This window comes from Pseudomonas sp. NFACC46-3 (assembly GCF_900114515.1).
Classification (GTDB): domain Bacteria; phylum Pseudomonadota; class Gammaproteobacteria; order Pseudomonadales; family Pseudomonadaceae; genus Aquipseudomonas; species Aquipseudomonas fluorescens_Q.
On the sequence record NZ_FOTH01000014.1, the window covers coordinates 1 to 17,903 of the forward strand.

The window sequence follows — 17,903 nt, forward strand, 5'->3', positions numbered from 1 at the left end:
GTAGCCGAAGGTGGCTCGGATCGACTGATCGAAAACAGAGTGAGCTGAACAAGCCCTTCACCACGCCAAAGCCGGTCGAATCAACCCATGTTGTCTCCAAAACAAAAAACGCCGCTTATCTCTCATGAGGAAGCGGCGTTTTTTTGCAACGTGTCGCGGGATCCTAAACGATGCTATCCACCACACCCCCATCAACCCGCAACGCCGCGCCAGTGGTGGCCGAGGCCTGTTCCGAGCTGGCATAGATGATCATGTTGGCGACTTCCTCGACGCGCGCCGCGCGCTGGATGATCGAGGTGCTGCGGTGCTCATTGACGAAATCCGCCGCGACCTTTTCCAGGCTGTCCCCGGTGCGCTCGACATCTGCCTGGAGCATCTGGGCAACCCCTTCGGACAGCGTCGGCCCAGGCAGCACCGAGTTCACCGTAACGCCTGTGCCAGCCAGGCGCTTGGCCAGGCCACGAGCGATGGACAGCTGGGCGGTCTTGGTGAAGCCGTAGTGAATCATGTCGGCAGGAATGTTCACGCCCGACTCCGACGAAACAAACACAATCCGCCCCCAACCCCGCTCGACCATGCCCGGCGCGTAGGCCCTGGAAACCCGCACGCCGGACATTACGTTGGTTTCGAAGAAGCGCTGCCATTCGCTGTCCGGCGTTTCGAAAAAGTCTTCCAGTTTGAAAATGCCCAGATTGTTGATGACGATATCGAAGCGTGGGTATTTGGCGATCAGTGCCTCGCAGCCCGGCGCGTTGCTCAGATCGCCAACAAAGCCATCGGCCCTTGAAGCGAGGGCGCCCAAGCGCTGCAACGCGTCCTCCACGCTGCTCCCGCTGCGACCGTTGATAACCACGTGGGCGCCGGCTTCGAGGAAGCCTTTGGCTGTGGCAAAACCGATACCGCTGGTGGAGCCGGTGACGAGGACGTGACGGCCGGTGAAGTCGATGTTCATGAGGGGGACTCCTTGATTAATGAGCCAGAGGAAGTGCGATATTTCTGACTGGACGGTAATCCGACGGATCGAGGGATGGCTTTGCCATCCCAACGTCGCCGATATCGCAGGCCCTTAATCATGGACACGATTGAGGCTTTGCGCCTCCTCGTGATCAATCAACCATCAGGAAGCCGACCACACCGCCAGCTCATAGCCATCCGGGTCGATGAAGTGGAAACGCCTTCCACCCGGGAACGCGAACACTTCACGGCTGATGAGCGCCCCCGCGGCCTTGAGCCGGAGTTGGGTAGCCTCAAGGTCATCCGCGTACAAGATGATCAACGGACCACCCGGGCGCACCGGTTCACCGGTCGTGAAACCACCGGTCAGGCGACCGTCGCTGAATTCGGTATAGGTCGGGCCGTAGTCGACGAAACTCCAGCCGAACACGCTTGCATAGAAGGCTTTGCTGCGGGCGATGTCGCTGACATTGAACTCGATGTTATCGATCTGACTGTCTTTATTACCTTGAATGCCCATTGTCGCTTCCTTGGCTGATTTGGGAGTAAGCGAGCTTAGGCCATTTCCCCCTCACCGAGCTTGGAAAAATCGATCCGGACGACAGGGGTTGAGGGCCGAGCAAGCCTTGTCGCCGACGATATCTTCACTGGCAAGACGACCCACGATCGCGGCCAGGGTTACGCCGGGGTGCATGACGCACACGTATACGCCGCCAACCTGCGGAAGATAACCAATGATGGGGATGTCATCAGCAGGCATGGGTCTGTATCCGACGCGAGCCGATTGTAGGTCCAGGGAGACGACGCCGTGGAGTTCGCTTTTGATGGCGTTGGCGGTGCGCAGCGCGATCTCCGATGGTTGGTTTTCCAAGGCGTCGTCCAGATAGTCTTCGGCCGCCAGCAACGCACCCTCCGGGGTTTGCCTCACTTCCATTTCAGGGCTGGAAATGAGGCTGCGTACCAGGTTGGGTGGCGAGGTGTAGCGGATGAAAATTGCCGGGGAGGCGTCTATGGGCAGGCAGACTTCAAGCAGGTCGGCCAGCTTCGTGATGCCTGTGCCGGCTGCCAATACGACGATATCGGCTTCAATGACGCCCGTGGCGGTTTCAACGCCCCACACGGTGGAACCCTGGGTTTTAAAGCCGAGAACCGACGTTTGAGTGAGCACTTTCGCGCCATTCGCTTGAGCACCGGCGATCAGCGCATGGGTTGCTGCTACGGCGTCCAGCGCTCCTTCTTCCGCCGCATACGAAGCTTGCTGAGGAGGGTTCTTGAGGTTCGGCTCAAGTTCACGGATCTGTGATTGGGATATCCGGCTAGCCGACGCTGTTGAACTCGAGCCGTAAGAGAGGGCGCCAGTCCAGCGGATCTTCAGGCCAGGCAGTTGCGTTTCGAGTCGGCGGTATTCCTGGATGGCAGCACCGCGCAATGGCGCAATGGGGTCGGGTTCGCCATGGGAGGTGTTGATCCAGGCGAATGAGCTGCCGGTCACGCCTGACGCGATACCTTCGGCCTCGACCACAGTGACTTTCGCGCCTTTGGTCGCCAGGTGGTAGGCCAGGGATGCGCCTACGATGCCCGCACCGATGACGATGACGCGTTTGCCTGGAGCGTTATCCATTTCGCCTCCGTTGGATTGTGCGCCTGGTCGGTTGGGGCTGCTTCGCAGCCCAGCGGGAGCAAGCTCCCTCGCCACGGGGGAAGGATGGAGTCAGTTGTTTATGCGGCGGCTGTTAGGCCGCTATCGCGAGCAAGTTCGTTCCCACAAGGATCGGTGGTGTGCTTCAGTACCACCGCGCCTCGCCAGGCGGGCGTTTCTTGAAGCGTTTCATGCTCCACATGTACTGGCTGGGGTAGGCCCGCACGTAGCGCTCCACCACTTGGCTCATGGCGGCGCAGGCGGTTTCGGTGTCGGTGCTGTACATGGCCTCGGGCGCGGCTTCGAGGATGACTTTGTAGCCGGAGCCGTCCGGCAGGCGCAGGGCGTGGAGGAAGACGCCGACCGCTTTGCCGCCGGCGAGCATGTTCGGCACGAACTTGCTGGTCAAGGCCTGGGTGGCGAAGAAAGGCACGAAGATACCGGCGGATTCGGCCGGTTCCGGGTCGGCGGGGATGCCTACCTGGCCGCCTTTGCGCACTTCCTTGATGACACTGAGGATGCCTTCCTTGGTCGATGCGGCGACCTTGTTGCCCAACTGAACGCGTTGCTTTTGCAGCAATTCATCCACCGCCTTGAGCTTGGGCGGGCGGTAGAAAATGATCGGTTTGCACTGGCTGCAATAAAAGTGGTTGAGCACTTCCCAATTGCCCAGGTGGCTGGTGATACCCACCACACCTTTGCCGGAGGCCAGGGCTTCTTTCAGCACCTCCAGGCCTTCGACTTCACGCACCAGTTCGATGGAACGCTGGGCCGGCCAGATCCAGGCGCAGGCGCTTTCGGTCAGGGATTTGCCAATGTCCTTGAGGCTCTGGCCCACTAGGCGTTCGCGCTCGGCCGGGTCCATCTCGGGAAAACATTTGGCGAGGTTGATCCGCACCACGTCGCGGGAACGGTTGGGAAATTTCCACATGAGCCAGCCAATCGCCGAGCCCACTGCCTGCACCGCTCGCCAGGGCAGCAGCGCAAACAACCGCAGAGCGCCGACCAGCAAGGCGCCTTTCAACTTATCCACAGGTCACTCCTGAATGTATGGGCCGTGTTGCGAGCCGGCTATTCTAACCGCCGTTTGCCAGCTCGGCGTAGCGGTCGCAGTCCTGAGTGTGGTCCATGACCATGCCCGAGGCCTGCATCAAGGCGTAGCAAATGGTCGGCCCGACGAAGGTGAACCCGGCCTTTTTCAGACCTTTGCTCATTGCCAGAGCCTCGGGCGTGATGGCCGGCACTTCGCTGCGGTCCTTGAAATGGTTGATGATGGGTTTATCGCCGACGAACGACCAGAGGAACGCCACCGGATCCTCCAGGGCCAGCCAGGCCTGGGCGTTGCGGCGGGCGGCCTTGAGTTTGAGGCGGTTGCGGATGATGCCGGGGTCGAGCATCAGCTCATCGATTTCCGCGTCGCTCATCTGCGCCACGCGCTGCACATCGAAGCCGTACAACACTTCCCGGTAGCGCTCGCGTTTACGCAAAACGGTGATCCAGGACAGACCGGCCTGGAACCCTTCGAGCAAAAGCAACTCGAACAAACCCTGCGCATCGCGCAGCGGCGTGCCCCACTCCTGATCGTGATAAGCCATGTACAAAGGATCGTCAGAACACCAAAAGCAGCGTGGCATAAGGCTCCAGGGGGCGTGCGCACGAACGAATCGGGTATACTCCCGCTCTTTAAATCGCAGCCCAAGAAACAGGTGAATTTCGTGAGCCAGCCTACGCCAGCCGTGCGTACCTTCCAAGACTTGATCCTCGCCCTCCAGCAATACTGGGCCGAGCAAGGTTGCGTGGTACTTCAGCCCTACGATATGGAAGTAGGCGCCGGCACTTTCCACACTGCCACGTTTCTGCGTGCCATCGGCCCGGAAACCTGGAACGCCGCTTATGTGCAGCCCAGCCGCCGCCCGACTGACGGCCGCTACGGCGAAAACCCGAACCGCCTGCAGCACTACTACCAGTTCCAGGTCGTGCTGAAGCCGAACCCGGAAAACTTCCAGGAGCTGTACCTGGGCTCCCTCAAGCACGTGGGCCTCGACCCACTGGTGCACGACATCCGTTTCGTCGAAGACAACTGGGAGTCGCCAACCCTGGGCGCCTGGGGCCTGGGCTGGGAAGTCTGGCTCAACGGCATGGAAGTGACCCAGTTCACCTACTTCCAGCAGGCGGGCGGCATCGAGTGCTACCCGGTCACCGGCGAAATCACCTACGGCCTCGAACGCCTGGCCATGTACCTGCAGGGTGTGGATTCGGTCTACGACCTGGTGTGGGCCGACGGTCCGTTCGGCAAGGTGACCTACGGCGACGTGTTCCACCAGAACGAAGTGGAACAGTCGACCTACAACTTCGAACACGCCAACGTCGACAAGCTGTTCGAGCTGTTCGATTTCTATGAAAGCGAAGCCAAGCGCCTGATCGAGCTGGACCAGCCGCTGCCGTTGCCAAGCTATGAAATGGTGTTGAAGGCGTCCCATACCTTCAACCTGCTGGATGCGCGCCGGGCGATTTCCGTGACCGCGCGCCAGCAATACATCCTGCGTGTGCGCACCCTGGCGCGTTCCGTTGCGCAAGCCTACCTGCTGGCCCGTGCCAAGCTGGGCTTCCCGATGGCGACCCCGGACCTGCGTGATGAAGTGTTGGCTAAGCTGGAGGCTGCACAATGAGTGCTCAAGATTTTCTGGTTGAACTGGGCACCGAAGAACTGCCACCCAAAGCCCTGAACACCCTGGCCGATGCGTTCCTGGCCGGTATCGACAAAGGCCTGCAAGCTGCCGGCCTGAGCTACGAAGCCAAACAGGTGTACGCCGCGCCGCGCCGCCTGGCCGTGCTGATCACCGCCCTGGCGACCCAGCAGCCAGACCGCAGCATCAACCTCGACGGCCCGCCACGCCAGGCCGCGTTCGATGCCGACGGCAACCCGACCCAGGCCGCCCTGGGCTTCGCCAAGAAGTGCGGCGTGGACCTGAGCGAAATCGACCAGAGCGGCCCGAAGCTGCGCTATAGCCAGAGCATCAAGGGCAAGCCGACCGCCAGCCTGTTGCCGACCATCGTCGAAGACTCCCTCAATGACTTGCCGATCCCCAAGCGCATGCGCTGGGCCGCGCGCAAGGAAGAATTCGTACGTCCAACCCAGTGGCTGGTGATGTTGCTCGGTGACCAGGTCATCGATTGCACGATCCTGGCCCAGAAGGCCGGTCGCGATTCCCGCGGTCACCGCTTCCATCATCCACAGAGCGTGCGCATCACCTCGCCGGCCAACTACCTGGCCGACCTGCGTGCCGCCTACGTGCTGGCCGACGCCAACGAGCGCCGCGCACTGATCAGCAAGCGCACCGAAGAGCTGGCCACCCTGCAGGAAGGCACCGCCATCGTGCCGGCCAACCTGCTGGACGAAGTGACAGCGTTGGTGGAATGGCCAGTGCCGCTGGTGTGCTCGTTCGAGGAACGTTTCCTTGAAGTGCCGCAGGAAGCGCTGATCACCACCATGCAGGACAACCAGAAGTACTTCTGCCTGCTGGACGCCGAAGGCAAGTTGCTGCCGCGCTTCATCACGGTCGCCAACATCGAAAGCAAGGACCCGCAGCAGATCATCGCCGGTAACGAAAAAGTCGTCCGCCCGCGCCTGACCGATGCCGAGTTCTTCTTCAAGCAAGACAAGAAGCAGCCGCTGGAAAGCTTCAACGAGCGTCTGCGCAACGTGGTGTTCCAGGAAAAACTCGGCAGCGTCTATGACAAGGCCGAACGCGTATCGAAACTGGCCGCGTTCATCGCCCCACGCATCGGCGGCGACGCCCAGCGCGCAGCCCGTGCCGGCATCCTGTCCAAGTGCGACCTGTCCACCGAGATGGTCGGTGAGTTCCCAGAGATGCAAGGCGTCGCCGGTTACTACTACGCCCTCAACGATGGCGAGCCGCAGGACGTGGCCCTGGCACTGAACGAGCAGTACATGCCCCGCGGTGCCGGCGCCGAGCTGCCGACCACCCTGACCGGTGCGGCCGTGGCGATCGCTGACAAGCTCGACACCCTGGTCGGCATCTTCGGTATCGGCATGCTGCCCACCGGCAGCAAAGACCCTTATGCCTTGCGTCGTGCGGCGCTGGGTGTGTTGCGGATCCTGATCGACAAGCAGCTGGACCTGGACCTGAACGACGCCGTGGCATTCGCCGTCAATGCGTTCGGCAGCAAGGTCAAGTCTGCCGGCCTGGCCGATGCGGTGCTGGAGTTCATCTTCGACCGCCTGCGTGCGCGTTATGAAGACGAAGGCGTCGATGTTGCTACCTATCTGTCGGTGCGTGCCCTGAAACCAGGTTCGGCCCTGGACTTCGACCAGCGTGTACAAGCGGTGCAGGCGTTCCGCAAATTGCCGGAAGCGGCAGCGCTGGCATCGGTGAACAAGCGTGTGTCGAACCTGCTGAGCAAGGCCGAGCCTTCCGTCAAAGCCGTTGAAGCACGTTACTTTGATAATGCCGCCGAGTTTTCGCTCAACTCGGCGATTCAACAGGCGTATGCGTCGGTACAACCGCTCATGGAAAAACGCGATTATGCCGAGGCACTGGCGCGCCTGGCGGCACTGCGCGAGCCGGTCGATGCGTTCTTTGAAGCCGTGATGGTGAATGCGGACAACGAAGACGTTCGCAAGAATCGTTATGCATTGCTGGCACGCCTGCGCAGCCTGTTCCTCAATATTGCCGATATTTCCGTGCTGGGTTGAGGAGCTGCTGTTGAAACTGCTGATTCTCGATCGGGACGGGGTGATCAATCACGACTCCGACGCTTACATCAAATCGGTGGAGGAGTGGTTGCCGCTACCCGGTTCGATCGAAGCCATCGCGCAGTTGAGCAAGGCCGGCTGGACGGTGGCGGTTGCCACCAACCAGTCGGGCATTGCCCGCGGTTATTATGACCTCGCCGTGCTCGAAGCCATGCACGAGCACCTGCGTGCATTGGTGGCGGAGCAGGGCGGGGAAGTCGGGCTGATCGTTTATTGCCCGCATGGGCCGGACGAAGGTTGCGATTGCCGCAAACCCAAGCCGGGCATGTTGAAAACCATTGCCACGCATTACGGCGTGACACTGGCGGGTGTGTGGTTCGTCGGCGACAGCCTCGGTGACCTGGAGGCGGCCAAGGCCGTCGATTGTCAGCCAGTTTTGGTAAAGACCGGGAAAGGCGAGAAGACTCTGGGCAAGACCCTACCGGTGGGCACCTTGATTTTTGACGACTTGGCGGCGATTGCCGCTGAACTTATCCACAATTAGAGCTCCCAAGACAACCTGATCAAGGATTGTTCGGGAAGCGCTTGAACAGGCGGGCATTGCCCGCAACGGTAAATGCCGCTATGTCTATATTGCAGGCCATCAGAGCCTTTCTCTTTTACCTGCTGTTGGGCACCAGTTCCTTGCTGTGGTGCTCCTTGAGTTTTTTTATCGCGCCTTTCTTGCCGTTCAAGGCGCGCTACCGTTTCATCAATGTGTACTGGTGCCGCTGCGCACTGTGGTTGAGCAAAGTGTTCCTGGGCATCCGCTATGAGGTCAAAGGGGCCGAGAACGTGCCTGACCGGCCCTGCGTGATCCAGTCCAACCACCAGAGCACCTGGGAAACGTTCTTTCTCTCGGCCTATTTCGAACCGTTGAGCCAAGTACTCAAGCGTGAACTGTTGTTCGTGCCGTTCTTCGGCTGGGCCATGGCGATGCTGCGCCCGATCGCTATCGATCGCGACAACCCCAAGGCAGCCCTCAAGCAGGTCGCGAAGAAGGGCGACGAACTGCTCAAGGATAACGTTTGGGTGCTGATCTTCCCCGAGGGCACCCGTGTTCCTTATGGAACCGTCGGCAAATTCTCCCGTAGCGGTTCGGCATTGGCCGTGAACGCCGATCTACCCGTGCTGCCGATTGCACACAATGCCGGCAAATTCTGGCCCAAGGCTGGCTGGATCAGAACACCAGGCGTCATCACTGTGGTGATCGGCGCGCCGATGTATGCCGAAGGCACTGGGCCCCGCGCCATCGCCGACCTCAATGACCGTGTCCAAGCCTGGAATGAACAGACACAACGGGAAATGGGCTCGCTGCCCCCGACCCCGACAACACCGGCCACCACCGACCAGCTCGCTGTTTGAGATCTGTGGATAACCTGTGTACCGTTTTTTCTAAATCCGGTGCTTTTATGCTGTAGGTCTATGTTTTTAATACATATTTCCTAAACACATAAAACCCACCTTCAGGTGCATAAGTTTTTTATAGCACCCAAAGATCGCAGCCTTCGGCAGCTCATACAGACGAAGGCTGCGATCTTTTCAATCTTCCAATAACGGGAAACGCAGGCTAAACGTCGTGCCTTTACCCACCACGCTATGGCACTCGATTTTCCCCTCGTGATGGTCAACCACAGCCTTGACCATCGACAGCCCCAAGCCAATTCCATCGACCCCGTGAGCCGAGGAAAACCGTCGGTACTGACTAAACAGGTCTGGTAGTTCTTCGGCGCTGATGCCTTTGCCCTGGTCGGCGACATTGCAGATCAACCAGCCCGGGGTGCAATGAACCTGCAGCGAAATGCAGGCGTCGGGCACACTGTACTTGATGGCATTTTCCAGCAGATTGAACAGGGCACGAGTCAGCAACGGCTGATCCGCCCTCACCATTGCCTCTTCATCCTCTATTTCATGAATCAACTGGATGCGTTTTGCCTGGGCGATGGGCAGCGCCTGGTCGAGCACATCCAGAACCAGCATGGCGAACAGCGTCGGCTGGAATTGATACGCCTCGGATTCGGCCTTGGCCAATTGCACGAAGCCCTCGGTCAGGTCCAGGGCGCGACGTACCTGGCGCTCGATCTGGTCGAACAGCGGATTATCCCCACCGACCTGATGCCGCTGCACATCGAGCAATGCAAGGATCGCCGAGTGCGGGGCACGCAAATCATGGGAAAGGAAACGCAGCATGACGCTGCGCTGTTCTTCAGCCTCACGTTCGGCACTCAGGTCCGTGAGGCTCAACAACCAGCCAATCGGCGCATCGCCATCAACCGGCAACAACGCCGCCCGTTCCAGGCGCAAGCTGCGCTCGCGAATGTCGCGAAACTCCACCAAGGGCAATGTGGATAACCGGTGATGCGTCCCCTGCTCCAACCCTGGGTAACCCAATTGCCCGAGATGCTCCAGCACGTCGCCACCCGCCAGGCCATGGCCGAACAACTCGCGCGCCTTGCGATTGCCGAGCAACAGCTTGCCTTGAGGGTCACAGATCATGGTCGCCACCGGCAAATATTCCAGGCCGTCGGCAATGAAGCGTCGGGTGTCGCGGGTTCGACTCATGGCCTGCTCCAGGGCCATGATCTGCCCCTGCAAGCGGTCGCTGCCGGTGTAGGAGGCGCGGCGACGTTCCGGGAAGACCTTGGGTTCCGCGTCCAGGCGTGCCAGCTCCCAGCCGAAATAGGCCAGTACCACGCTCAGGCGGCGCCAATTCCAGATCAGGTAGCCGAACAGGATGCCCAGCACACTTGCCATGGGCGACCACCACCAGCCTCGCGCGCCCAGCACGGCACTGATCAACAGAGCCAGGCTCATGCCACCCACTGTTGTCCACAAGGCCAGGTGCGGGCGCAGCAGTAACAAGCCCAATACACAGGCCACCAAACACACCGACAACAACACAGCGCCTGGATGGTTACCCGTCGCTTGGCTGCTCAATGACAGCAAGGCCGTCAGCGGCAACAGCAACAAACTTATCCACAACCACTCCCGCACCAACTGACGAAACAACCGCTGGACCTGGGTTGGCTCACGACTTTCACGGCGACGCTGGTTACTCATAGGCCTCCTGGCCAACCTCAAGAATGGGGATTTCTTTACGGGCCTGCAAAGCCCATGACTATAACGGGACTCGATAGGTGGCGCGCTGCTGCCTTTCCCTCTGTGCCGCGAGCCGGTATTGTCGCAGCCAGCGACAGGTCAATGACAACGAATCCGCCACCGGCTGCGTTTCATTGCCACCTGAAGATGTCCGTTACTCTCGAGATCAAGGAATCGCATTCCATGCGTGTCGCCATACTGGACGATGAACCGGCCGAGCTGCGCCGGGTAGAACAGACCCTGCAACAAATCCCCGGCAGGGGCGAGCAAGCCTGGACCCTGCACAGCTTTGAACGAGGCGAGGACTTGTTGCGGCAACTGCGCCGGGAAACCTTCGACCTGTTGATCCTCGACTGGCAACTGCCTGACATCAGCGGGCTTTCATTGCTGCGCTGGACCCGCGAGCACATGGATTCACCACCGGCCGCCATCATGCTGACCAGTCGCGACGGCGAGCACGACATCGTCCAGGCCCTCAACGCCGGTGCTGACGACTATGTGAGCAAACCCTTCCGGCCCAACGAGCTCAAGGCCCGGGTCACCGCTGTGCTGCGCCGCCACAACCTGCAACGCGCGCCAGCCAACGACGTGCTGGTGTTCAATGACCTGGCGTTCGACGACGCCGAGCTGACCATCACCCGCGCCGGCATTCCCATCAGCCTGACCGAGCGGGAATACCGCCTGGCCCGATGCCTGTTCGCCAACCTGGGCCGGCCGCTGTCTCGGGAGTATTTCTACGAACGCTTCTGGACCCACGAGGAAATGACCTCGTCCCGCCCGCTCGACACCCATATCTATCGCCTGCGCAACAAGCTCGGCCTGACGGCAGACCGGGGTTGGCAATTGCTGACGATTTATGGGTACGGGTATCGATTGGAGAGTGTGGCGGCGGGGAGCGAAGCGTCTGTCGCGAGTTAGGTATTGGATACATCTGTGGTGAGGGGATTTATCCCCGCTGGGCTGCACAGCAGCCCCCAACCAGGCAACTCGGTGTGCCTGGAAGATTGAATTCACTGCTTTAGGGCTGCTGAGCAGCCCAACGGGGATAAATCCCCTCGCCACAACAGGATCAACCGATCGTCGGTACCCAGCGTCCTGTTTTTGCGATCCGACGGCGCTGTACCAGCACGCCGGATATCACCACCAAGACACTCAGCAGACCGGTCGCGAGGATTTCCACGCGATGGGCTTCCTGGAACAGCATGATGGTCAAGGCCCCGACGATGAAGACAATCACCGCGTAGGTCAGGCCAGGGAACAGCCACATGCTGAAAGCGACTTTTTCACCACGCGCCATGCGTTGTTTGCGCATGCGCAGCTGCGAAACCGCGATGACCAGATACACCAGCAATGCAATGGCGCCGGAGCTGGCCAGCAGGAAATCAAACACAGCAGCCGGTGCCACATAGTTGGCGAATACCGCCAGGAAGGCCGCCCCGGTCGACAGCATCACCGCCCAGTAAGGTGTACCGCTCTTGTTTGTGCGCTGGGAAACGGCCGGCGCATCACCACGCTTGCCCAACGAGAACATCATCCGCGAAGCCGTATACAGCGCCGAGTTCAGGCAGCTCGTGACTGCCACCAGGACGACGATATCGACGATCAGTTTGGCATTGGGGATGCCCATGCGTTCCAGCACCGTCTGGTAGGAACCGACACTGGCCAGGAGCGGATCGTTCCACGGCACCAAGGCAACGACGATGAAGATGGAGACGAGATAGAACAAGCCAATCCGCCAGATGACCGAGTTGGTCGCCTTGGAAATCTGCTGGCCAGGGTTCTTCGATTCGGCCGCCGCGATGGTCACGATCTCGGTGCCCATGAACGAAAACATGGTGGTCAGGATGGCCCCCAACACCGCGCCCATGCCGTTGGGCAGGAAGCCCTGGGTGTCGAACAGGTGCGAAACACCGCTGACCTGGCTGGTGGGCAGCACGCCGAAGATCGCCATCACACCCAAGCCAATGAAGCCGATGATCGCCACCACCTTGACCAAGGCGAACCAGAATTCGAACTCCCCGTAATTTTTCACGCTGAACAGGTTGGTGACCGTCAGCAGCAGGGTGATGACCAAGGTGAAGGCCCAGATCGCCACGTTCGGAAACCAGGCATGCAGGATCGTTGCGGCGGCGTTGGCTTCCAGCGGAATCACCAGGACCCAGAACCACCAGTAGAGCCAGCCGATGGTGAAACCGGCCCAATGACCAATCGCACGGTCAGCATAGGTGGAGAAGGAACCGGTGTCCGGCGATGCCACTGCCATTTCACCCAGCATCCGCATCACTAGCACCACAAGGGCACCCGCTGCAGCGTAAGCCAGCAGCACGGCTGGACCGGCCGCTGCGATAGCGTGGCCGGAGCCCACGAAAAGGCCAGCGCCGATGACGCCGGCGATAGATAGCATCGTCACATGCCGGGGTTTGAGCCCTTGCTCCAGATGATTGGAAGTTTGCGTACCGCTCATTGAGACTACCCTTGGTGTTGGATTTATTCGTGTCACCTCGTACCCACCGCTTCCCTGTCAATTTAAAGAAACGATGTGTAATTTATTTAACACGCAAGTTCTGCGCCAAAAAACCTGAGGCCCCGTTATCCGGGGCTCTCACTCAATTCCTAACCTATTGAGCGTTAAGGCTTTGTGCCAAGGTGTTACCGAGTTACCCGGTTTTTTATCCACAGGCCTGAAAACGGTGCAGGTTTTTCAAATGTAAAAAAAAGCCAACGCATAAGCGTTGGCTTTTTTTGGAGCGGTGCAACTGAAGGGATCAGAAATCCAGGTTGGACACCGCCAGCGCATTGCTCTCGATGAAGTCACGACGAGGCTCGACTGCATCACCCATCAGGGTGTTGAAGATCTGGTCCGCGCCAATGGCGTCTTCGATGGTGACTTTCAGCATCCGGCGCGAGCCTGGGTCCATGGTGGTTTCCCACAGCTGATCCGGGTTCATCTCACCCAGACCTTTGTATCGCTGGATGGTGTGGCGCTTGGTGCTTTCGGCCATCAGCCATTCAAGGGCTTCCTTGAACTCGGTCACGGACTTCTTGCGCTCACCGCGTTGGATGTACGCACCTTCGTCCAGCAATGTGCTGAGTTGCGCACCCAGGGATACGACGGTCTTGTAGTCGTTGCTGCCGAAGAAGTCGCGGTTGAAGGTGACGTAGTTCGACAGGCCGTGGGAGATCAGCTCGACCTCCGGCAGCCAGACGTTACGTTCACGGTCTTCACGCAGGCTGGCTTTGTAGACCAGGCCGGATTTCTCGACGGTGCGCAGGCGTACTTCGTACTGGGCCAGCCAATCTTGCATCGCTGCGTGATCGGACAGTTGCTCCAGGCTCACGGCGGGCAGGTAGATGAAGTGCTCAGTCAGTTCCTGTGGGTACAGGCGCGACAGACGCTTGAGGGTCTTCATCACCAGGCGGAAGTCGTTCACCAGGCGCTCGAGGGCTTCACCGGAAATGCCTGGGGCATCTTCATTAAGGTGCAGGCTCGCGTCTTCCAGGGCCGACTGCGTCATGTACTCTTCCATGGCGTCGTCGTCTTTGATGTATTGCTCTTGCTTGCCTTTCTTGACCTTGTACAGCGGCGGTTGGGCGATGTAGATGTAGCCGCGCTCGATCAGCTCCGGCAACTGACGGAAGAAGAACGTCAGCAGCAGGGTACGGATGTGCGAACCGTCGACGTCAGCATCGGTCATGATGATGATGTTGTGATAGCGCAACTTGTCGATGTTGTACTCTTCGCGGCCAATGCCGCAGCCCAACGCCGTGATCAAGGTGCCGACTTCCTGGGAGGAAATCATCTTGTCGAAACGCGCCTTCTCGACGTTCAGGATCTTGCCCTTGAGCGGCAGGATGGCCTGGGTGCGGCGGTTGCGACCCTGCTTGGCGGAACCGCCAGCGGAGTCACCTTCCACCAGGTACAGCTCGGACAGGGCAGGGTCCTTTTCCTGGCAGTCAGCCAGTTTGCCCGGCAGGCCGGCGATGTCCAGCGCGCCTTTGCGGCGGGTCATCTCACGGGCCTTGCGCGCCGCTTCACGGGCACGGGCGGCGTCGATCATCTTGCCGACCACCAGCTTGGCTTCGTTCGGGTTTTCCAGCAGGAAGTCGGAGAAGTACTTGCCCATCTCCTGTTCAACGGCGGTCTTCACTTCGGAAGACACCAACTTGTCCTTGGTCTGGGAGCTGAACTTCGGATCCGGCACCTTCACCGAGATGATCGCGGTAAGGCCTTCACGGGCATCGTCACCGGTGGTGGCGACTTTATGCTTCTTCGCCAGGCCTTCTTGTTCGATGTAGTTGTTCAGGTTGCGAGTCAGTGCCGAACGGAAGCCCACCAGGTGAGTACCGCCATCGCGCTGCGGGATGTTGTTGGTGAAGCACAACAGGTTCTCGTTGAAGCTGTCGTTCCACTGAAGGGCGATTTCCACGCCGATGCCGTCTTCACGCTGGACGTTGAAGTGGAACACCTGGTTGACCGGGGTCTTGTTGGTGTTCAGGTACTCAACGAACGCCCGCAAGCCACCTTCATACTTGAATAGCTCTTCCTTGCCACTGCGCTCGTCCTTGAGGACGATGCCGACACCGGAGTTGAGGAAGGACAGTTCACGAATCCGCTTGGCCAGGATGTCCCAGCTGAAGTGGATGTTCTTGAAGGTTTCGCTCGAAGCCTTGAAGTGGATCTGGGTGCCTGTGGTTTCGCTGTCGCCAACGATCGCCATGGGTGCCTGGGGCACGCCGTGGATATAGGTCTGCTCCCAGATCTTGCCGCTGCGGCGAACGGTCAGGACCAGTTCTTCCGACAGCGCGTTCACCACCGAAACACCTACGCCGTGCAGACCGCCGGAGACCTTGTAGGAGTTGTCGTCGAACTTACCGCCAGCGTGGAGGACGGTCATGATGACCTCGGCGGCGGAAACGCCTTCCTCTTTATGCACATCTACCGGGATGCCACGGCCGTTATCGCGAACGGTGATGGACTCATCCGGGTGGATGATGATGCTGATGTCGTCGCAATGGCCGGCGAGGGCTTCGTCGATGGAGTTGTCGACCACCTCGAACACCATGTGGTGCAGACCGCTGCCATCGTCGGTGTCACCAATGTACATACCGGGACGTTTGCGTACGGCATCCAGGCCTTTCAGCACTTTAATGCTCGTTGAGTCGTACGTATTTTCTTCGCTCAATGCCTTCACTCCCGATGGTCGTGGGTCTGGGTGATACGGCCCTGTTCCACGTGGAACAGGGCGACTGGCGTTTCCGTCTGCCAGCCTTCCCTCAATAATTCGTGGTCTACACAGGTGATGAACACCTGGCAGCGTAAGTCTTCCAACAAGCGGCAAAGCGCGCGACGGTGGGCTTCGTCCAACTCGGACGGCAAGTCATCCACCAGATAAATACACTGACCACGCCGGGCCTGGCTGACCAGGTGTCCTTGGGCAATACGCAAGGCACACACCACTAACTTCTGTTGCCCCCGGGACAAGATGTCCGCGGCATTATGCGCGCCCAATCTGAGGCGCAAGTCAGCGCGTTGCGGTCCAGCCTGGGTATGGCCCATCTGCTGGTCCCGCTGCAACGAGCCAGCCAGCACGGTGCTCAATTCCCGGTCCTTGTCCCAGCCTCGGTAATAGCTGAGCGTCAGGCCCTCAAGCTCAACCAGTTCGCTCAAGGTCTGCTCGAAGACCGGTTTCAAGGCTTGGATGTAAGCGCGGCGGTATTCATCGATTTCAGCGCTGGCCTGGCACAGTTCCCTGTCCCAAACCGCTTGCGAAACGGCGTCAAGTGTACCATGTCGCAGCCAAGAGTTTCGCTGGCGCAACGCCTTCTGCAGGCGTTGCCAAGTCGCCATGAACCGCGGTTCCACGTGGAACACGCCCCAGTCGAGAAATTGCCGACGAATCTTCGGTGCGCCCTCCAACAGACGGAAGCTGTCCGGGTTGATCAACTGCAATGGCAGGATCTCGGCCAGCTGAGCGGCGCTGCGAGCGTTCTGCCCATCGATGCGGATCTGGAACTCGCCCTGCCGGTCCCGCGAGATCCCCAGGGCGCTATGACCGCCTTCTGCCAGCTCCACCTGCCCGAACACAGTGCATGCCAGTTGATCGTACTGGATGACCGGTAACAGGCGGGTGCTGCGAAACGAACGGGCAAGCCCCAGCAGGTGCACGGCTTCCAGGACGCTGGTTTTGCCGCTGCCGTTGGCGCCGTAAAGGATATTGATGCGGGGGGAGGGGGAGAAGGTCACCGGGTGCAGATTGCGCACCGCGGTGACCGAGACGCGACTTAAGGACATCTAGCTTCTGCTGGGCATGATTACAGACGCATCGGCATGACAACGTAAGCCGAATCGTCGTTATCAGACTCTTGCACCAGCGCACTGCTGTTGGAGTCGGACAGGATCAGACGCACTTGCTCGGTGGTCATCACGCCCAGCACGTCGAGCAGGTAGCTGACGTTGAAGCCGATTTCCAGGGAGCCGCCGTTGTACTCAACGCCTACTTCTTCTTCCGCTTCTTCCTGCTCCGGGTTGTTCGCCTGGATCTTCAGCTGACCATTGGCCAGTTGCAGACGGATGCCACGGTACTTCTCGTTAGACAGGATCGCGGTACGGCTGAAGGCTTCGCGCAGGGCCTGGCGATCGCCCAACACCAGCTTGTCACCGCCTTTTGGCAGCACGCGCTCGTAGTCTGGGAACTTGCCGTCGACCAGCTTCGAGGTGAAGGTGAACTCACCGGTGGTGGCGCGGATGTGGTGCTGGCCCAACACGATGCTGACGTTGCCGTCCGGCTCGGTCAGCAGGCGAGCCAGTTCCAGGATACCTTTACGCGGCACGATCACCTGGTGGCGATCAGGCTGACCGATATCAGCCTGCATCGAGCACATGGCCAGGCGATGCCCGTCGGTGGCAACGGCGCGGATGACGCCAGCGGAAACCTCCAGGAGCATGCCGTTGAGGTAATAACGCACGTCCTGCTGGGCCATGGCGAAACTGGTGCGTTCGATCAGGCGACGCAATTTGCTCTGGTCCAGGCTGCAGGTCAGCGAACCTGGGCCTTCTTCTACGGTCGGGAAATCGTTGGCCGGCAGGGTCGACAAGGTGAAGCGACTGCGACCGGCCTTGACCACGAGCTTCTGCTCATCGACCTTGATGTCGATCAGCGCGTCGTTGGGCAGGCTCTTGCAGATGTCCATCAGCTTGCGCGCCGGCACGGTGATGGAACCCGGATCAGCCGGTTCTTCAAGTTGCACACGACCGACCAGCTCGACTTCCAGGTCGGTACCGGTCAGCGACAATTGCTGGCCTTCGACAACCAGCAGCACGTTGGAAAGTACCGGCAAGGTCTGGCGGCGTTCGACGACGCCTGCGACCAGTTGCAGGGGTTTCAACAGGGCTTCGCGTTGAATGGTGAAATGCATGGTCTAGTCCCTTGCCTTAATAAGCTGCGCTGGTGGTCA

Annotated in this window: 15 protein-coding genes; 5 read left to right on the forward strand and 10 right to left on the reverse strand. The window is 59.8% G+C overall.

What is annotated here, in order from left to right; translation table 11 throughout:
- Window positions 1–163: 163 nt before the first annotated feature.
- From BM300_RS15445 to BM300_RS15465, 5 genes are all read right to left on the reverse strand, one after another.
- Window positions 164–952 (reverse strand): SDR family NAD(P)-dependent oxidoreductase, encoded by a 789-nt coding sequence (locus BM300_RS15445; RefSeq protein ID WP_092147485.1) that lies wholly within the window; start codon window positions 950–952, stop codon window positions 164–166.
- Window positions 953–1,117: 165 nt separating this feature from the next.
- On the reverse strand, window positions 1,118–1,474 hold the full coding sequence (locus BM300_RS15450; protein ID WP_092147488.1) for a VOC family protein: 357 nt from the start codon (window positions 1,472–1,474) through the stop codon (window positions 1,118–1,120).
- Between the two features lie 51 nt (window positions 1,475–1,525).
- Complete coding sequence (locus tag BM300_RS15455) at window positions 1,526–2,575, reverse strand: NAD(P)/FAD-dependent oxidoreductase (RefSeq protein ID WP_092147491.1); 1,050 nt, start codon at window positions 2,573–2,575, stop codon at window positions 1,526–1,528.
- Between the two features lie 163 nt (window positions 2,576–2,738).
- Window positions 2,739–3,626 (reverse strand): lysophospholipid acyltransferase, encoded by an 888-nt coding sequence (locus tag BM300_RS15460; protein WP_072397575.1) that lies wholly within the window; start codon window positions 3,624–3,626, stop codon window positions 2,739–2,741.
- Window positions 3,627–3,669: 43 nt separating this feature from the next.
- Complete coding sequence (locus BM300_RS15465; RefSeq protein ID WP_063323645.1) at window positions 3,670–4,227, reverse strand: DNA-3-methyladenine glycosylase I; 558 nt, start codon at window positions 4,225–4,227, stop codon at window positions 3,670–3,672.
- An 81-nt stretch (window positions 4,228–4,308) separates the two neighbouring features.
- Here BM300_RS15465 and glyQ point away from each other — a divergent pair, with 81 nt between their 5' ends.
- The 4 genes from glyQ to BM300_RS15485 all read left to right on the forward strand — a co-directional run bounded on the left by glyQ (window position 4,309) and on the right by BM300_RS15485 (window position 8,714).
- Entirely contained in the window at window positions 4,309–5,262 is a 954-nt protein-coding gene (gene glyQ, locus BM300_RS15470; protein ID WP_022641565.1) for a glycine--tRNA ligase subunit alpha, read from the forward strand.
- A complete protein-coding gene (glyS, locus tag BM300_RS15475; RefSeq protein ID WP_063323646.1) occupies window positions 5,259–7,310 on the forward strand; it encodes a glycine--tRNA ligase subunit beta in 2,052 nt (683 codons plus the stop codon). Before glyQ ends, glyS begins: the two co-directional genes overlap by 4 nt.
- Before the next feature lie 4 nt (window positions 7,311–7,314).
- Complete coding sequence (gmhB, locus tag BM300_RS15480) at window positions 7,315–7,854, forward strand: D-glycero-beta-D-manno-heptose 1,7-bisphosphate 7-phosphatase (protein WP_161951759.1); 540 nt, start codon at window positions 7,315–7,317, stop codon at window positions 7,852–7,854.
- Window positions 7,855–7,934: 80 nt separating this feature from the next.
- Window positions 7,935–8,714 carry a lysophospholipid acyltransferase family protein gene (locus BM300_RS15485; RefSeq protein ID WP_063323648.1) on the forward strand — a complete coding sequence of 260 codons (780 nt, stop codon included), beginning with the start codon at window positions 7,935–7,937 and terminating at the stop codon, window positions 8,712–8,714.
- 177 nt (window positions 8,715–8,891) lie between these two features.
- Here the strand turns inward: BM300_RS15485 and BM300_RS15490 are convergent, their stop codons facing one another.
- Window positions 8,892–10,409, reverse strand: coding sequence for a sensor histidine kinase (locus BM300_RS15490; protein ID WP_092147494.1), 1,518 nt, complete (start codon window positions 10,407–10,409; stop codon window positions 8,892–8,894).
- Window positions 10,410–10,631: 222 nt separating this feature from the next.
- Here BM300_RS15490 and BM300_RS15495 point away from each other — a divergent pair, with 222 nt between their 5' ends.
- A complete protein-coding gene (locus BM300_RS15495) occupies window positions 10,632–11,366 on the forward strand; it encodes a response regulator transcription factor (RefSeq protein ID WP_072343733.1) in 735 nt (244 codons plus the stop codon).
- Between the two features lie 151 nt (window positions 11,367–11,517).
- Here BM300_RS15495 and gabP read toward each other — a convergent pair whose 3' ends face one another.
- The 4 genes from gabP to dnaN form a co-directional block, all read right to left on the reverse strand.
- On the reverse strand, window positions 11,518–12,912 hold the full coding sequence (gabP, locus tag BM300_RS15500; RefSeq protein ID WP_092147497.1) for a GABA permease: 1,395 nt from the start codon (window positions 12,910–12,912) through the stop codon (window positions 11,518–11,520).
- A gap of 301 nt (window positions 12,913–13,213) precedes the next feature.
- A complete protein-coding gene (gene gyrB / locus BM300_RS15505) occupies window positions 13,214–15,631 on the reverse strand; it encodes a DNA topoisomerase (ATP-hydrolyzing) subunit B (RefSeq protein ID WP_063323652.1) in 2,418 nt (805 codons plus the stop codon).
- Window positions 15,632–15,636: 5 nt separating this feature from the next.
- Entirely contained in the window at window positions 15,637–16,740 is a 1,104-nt protein-coding gene (gene recF / locus BM300_RS15510; protein ID WP_092147500.1) for a DNA replication/repair protein RecF, read from the reverse strand.
- A gap of 20 nt (window positions 16,741–16,760) precedes the next feature.
- Entirely contained in the window at window positions 16,761–17,864 is a 1,104-nt protein-coding gene (gene dnaN / locus BM300_RS15515; RefSeq protein WP_003196145.1) for a DNA polymerase III subunit beta, read from the reverse strand.
- Between the last annotated feature and the right edge of the window lie 39 nt (window positions 17,865–17,903).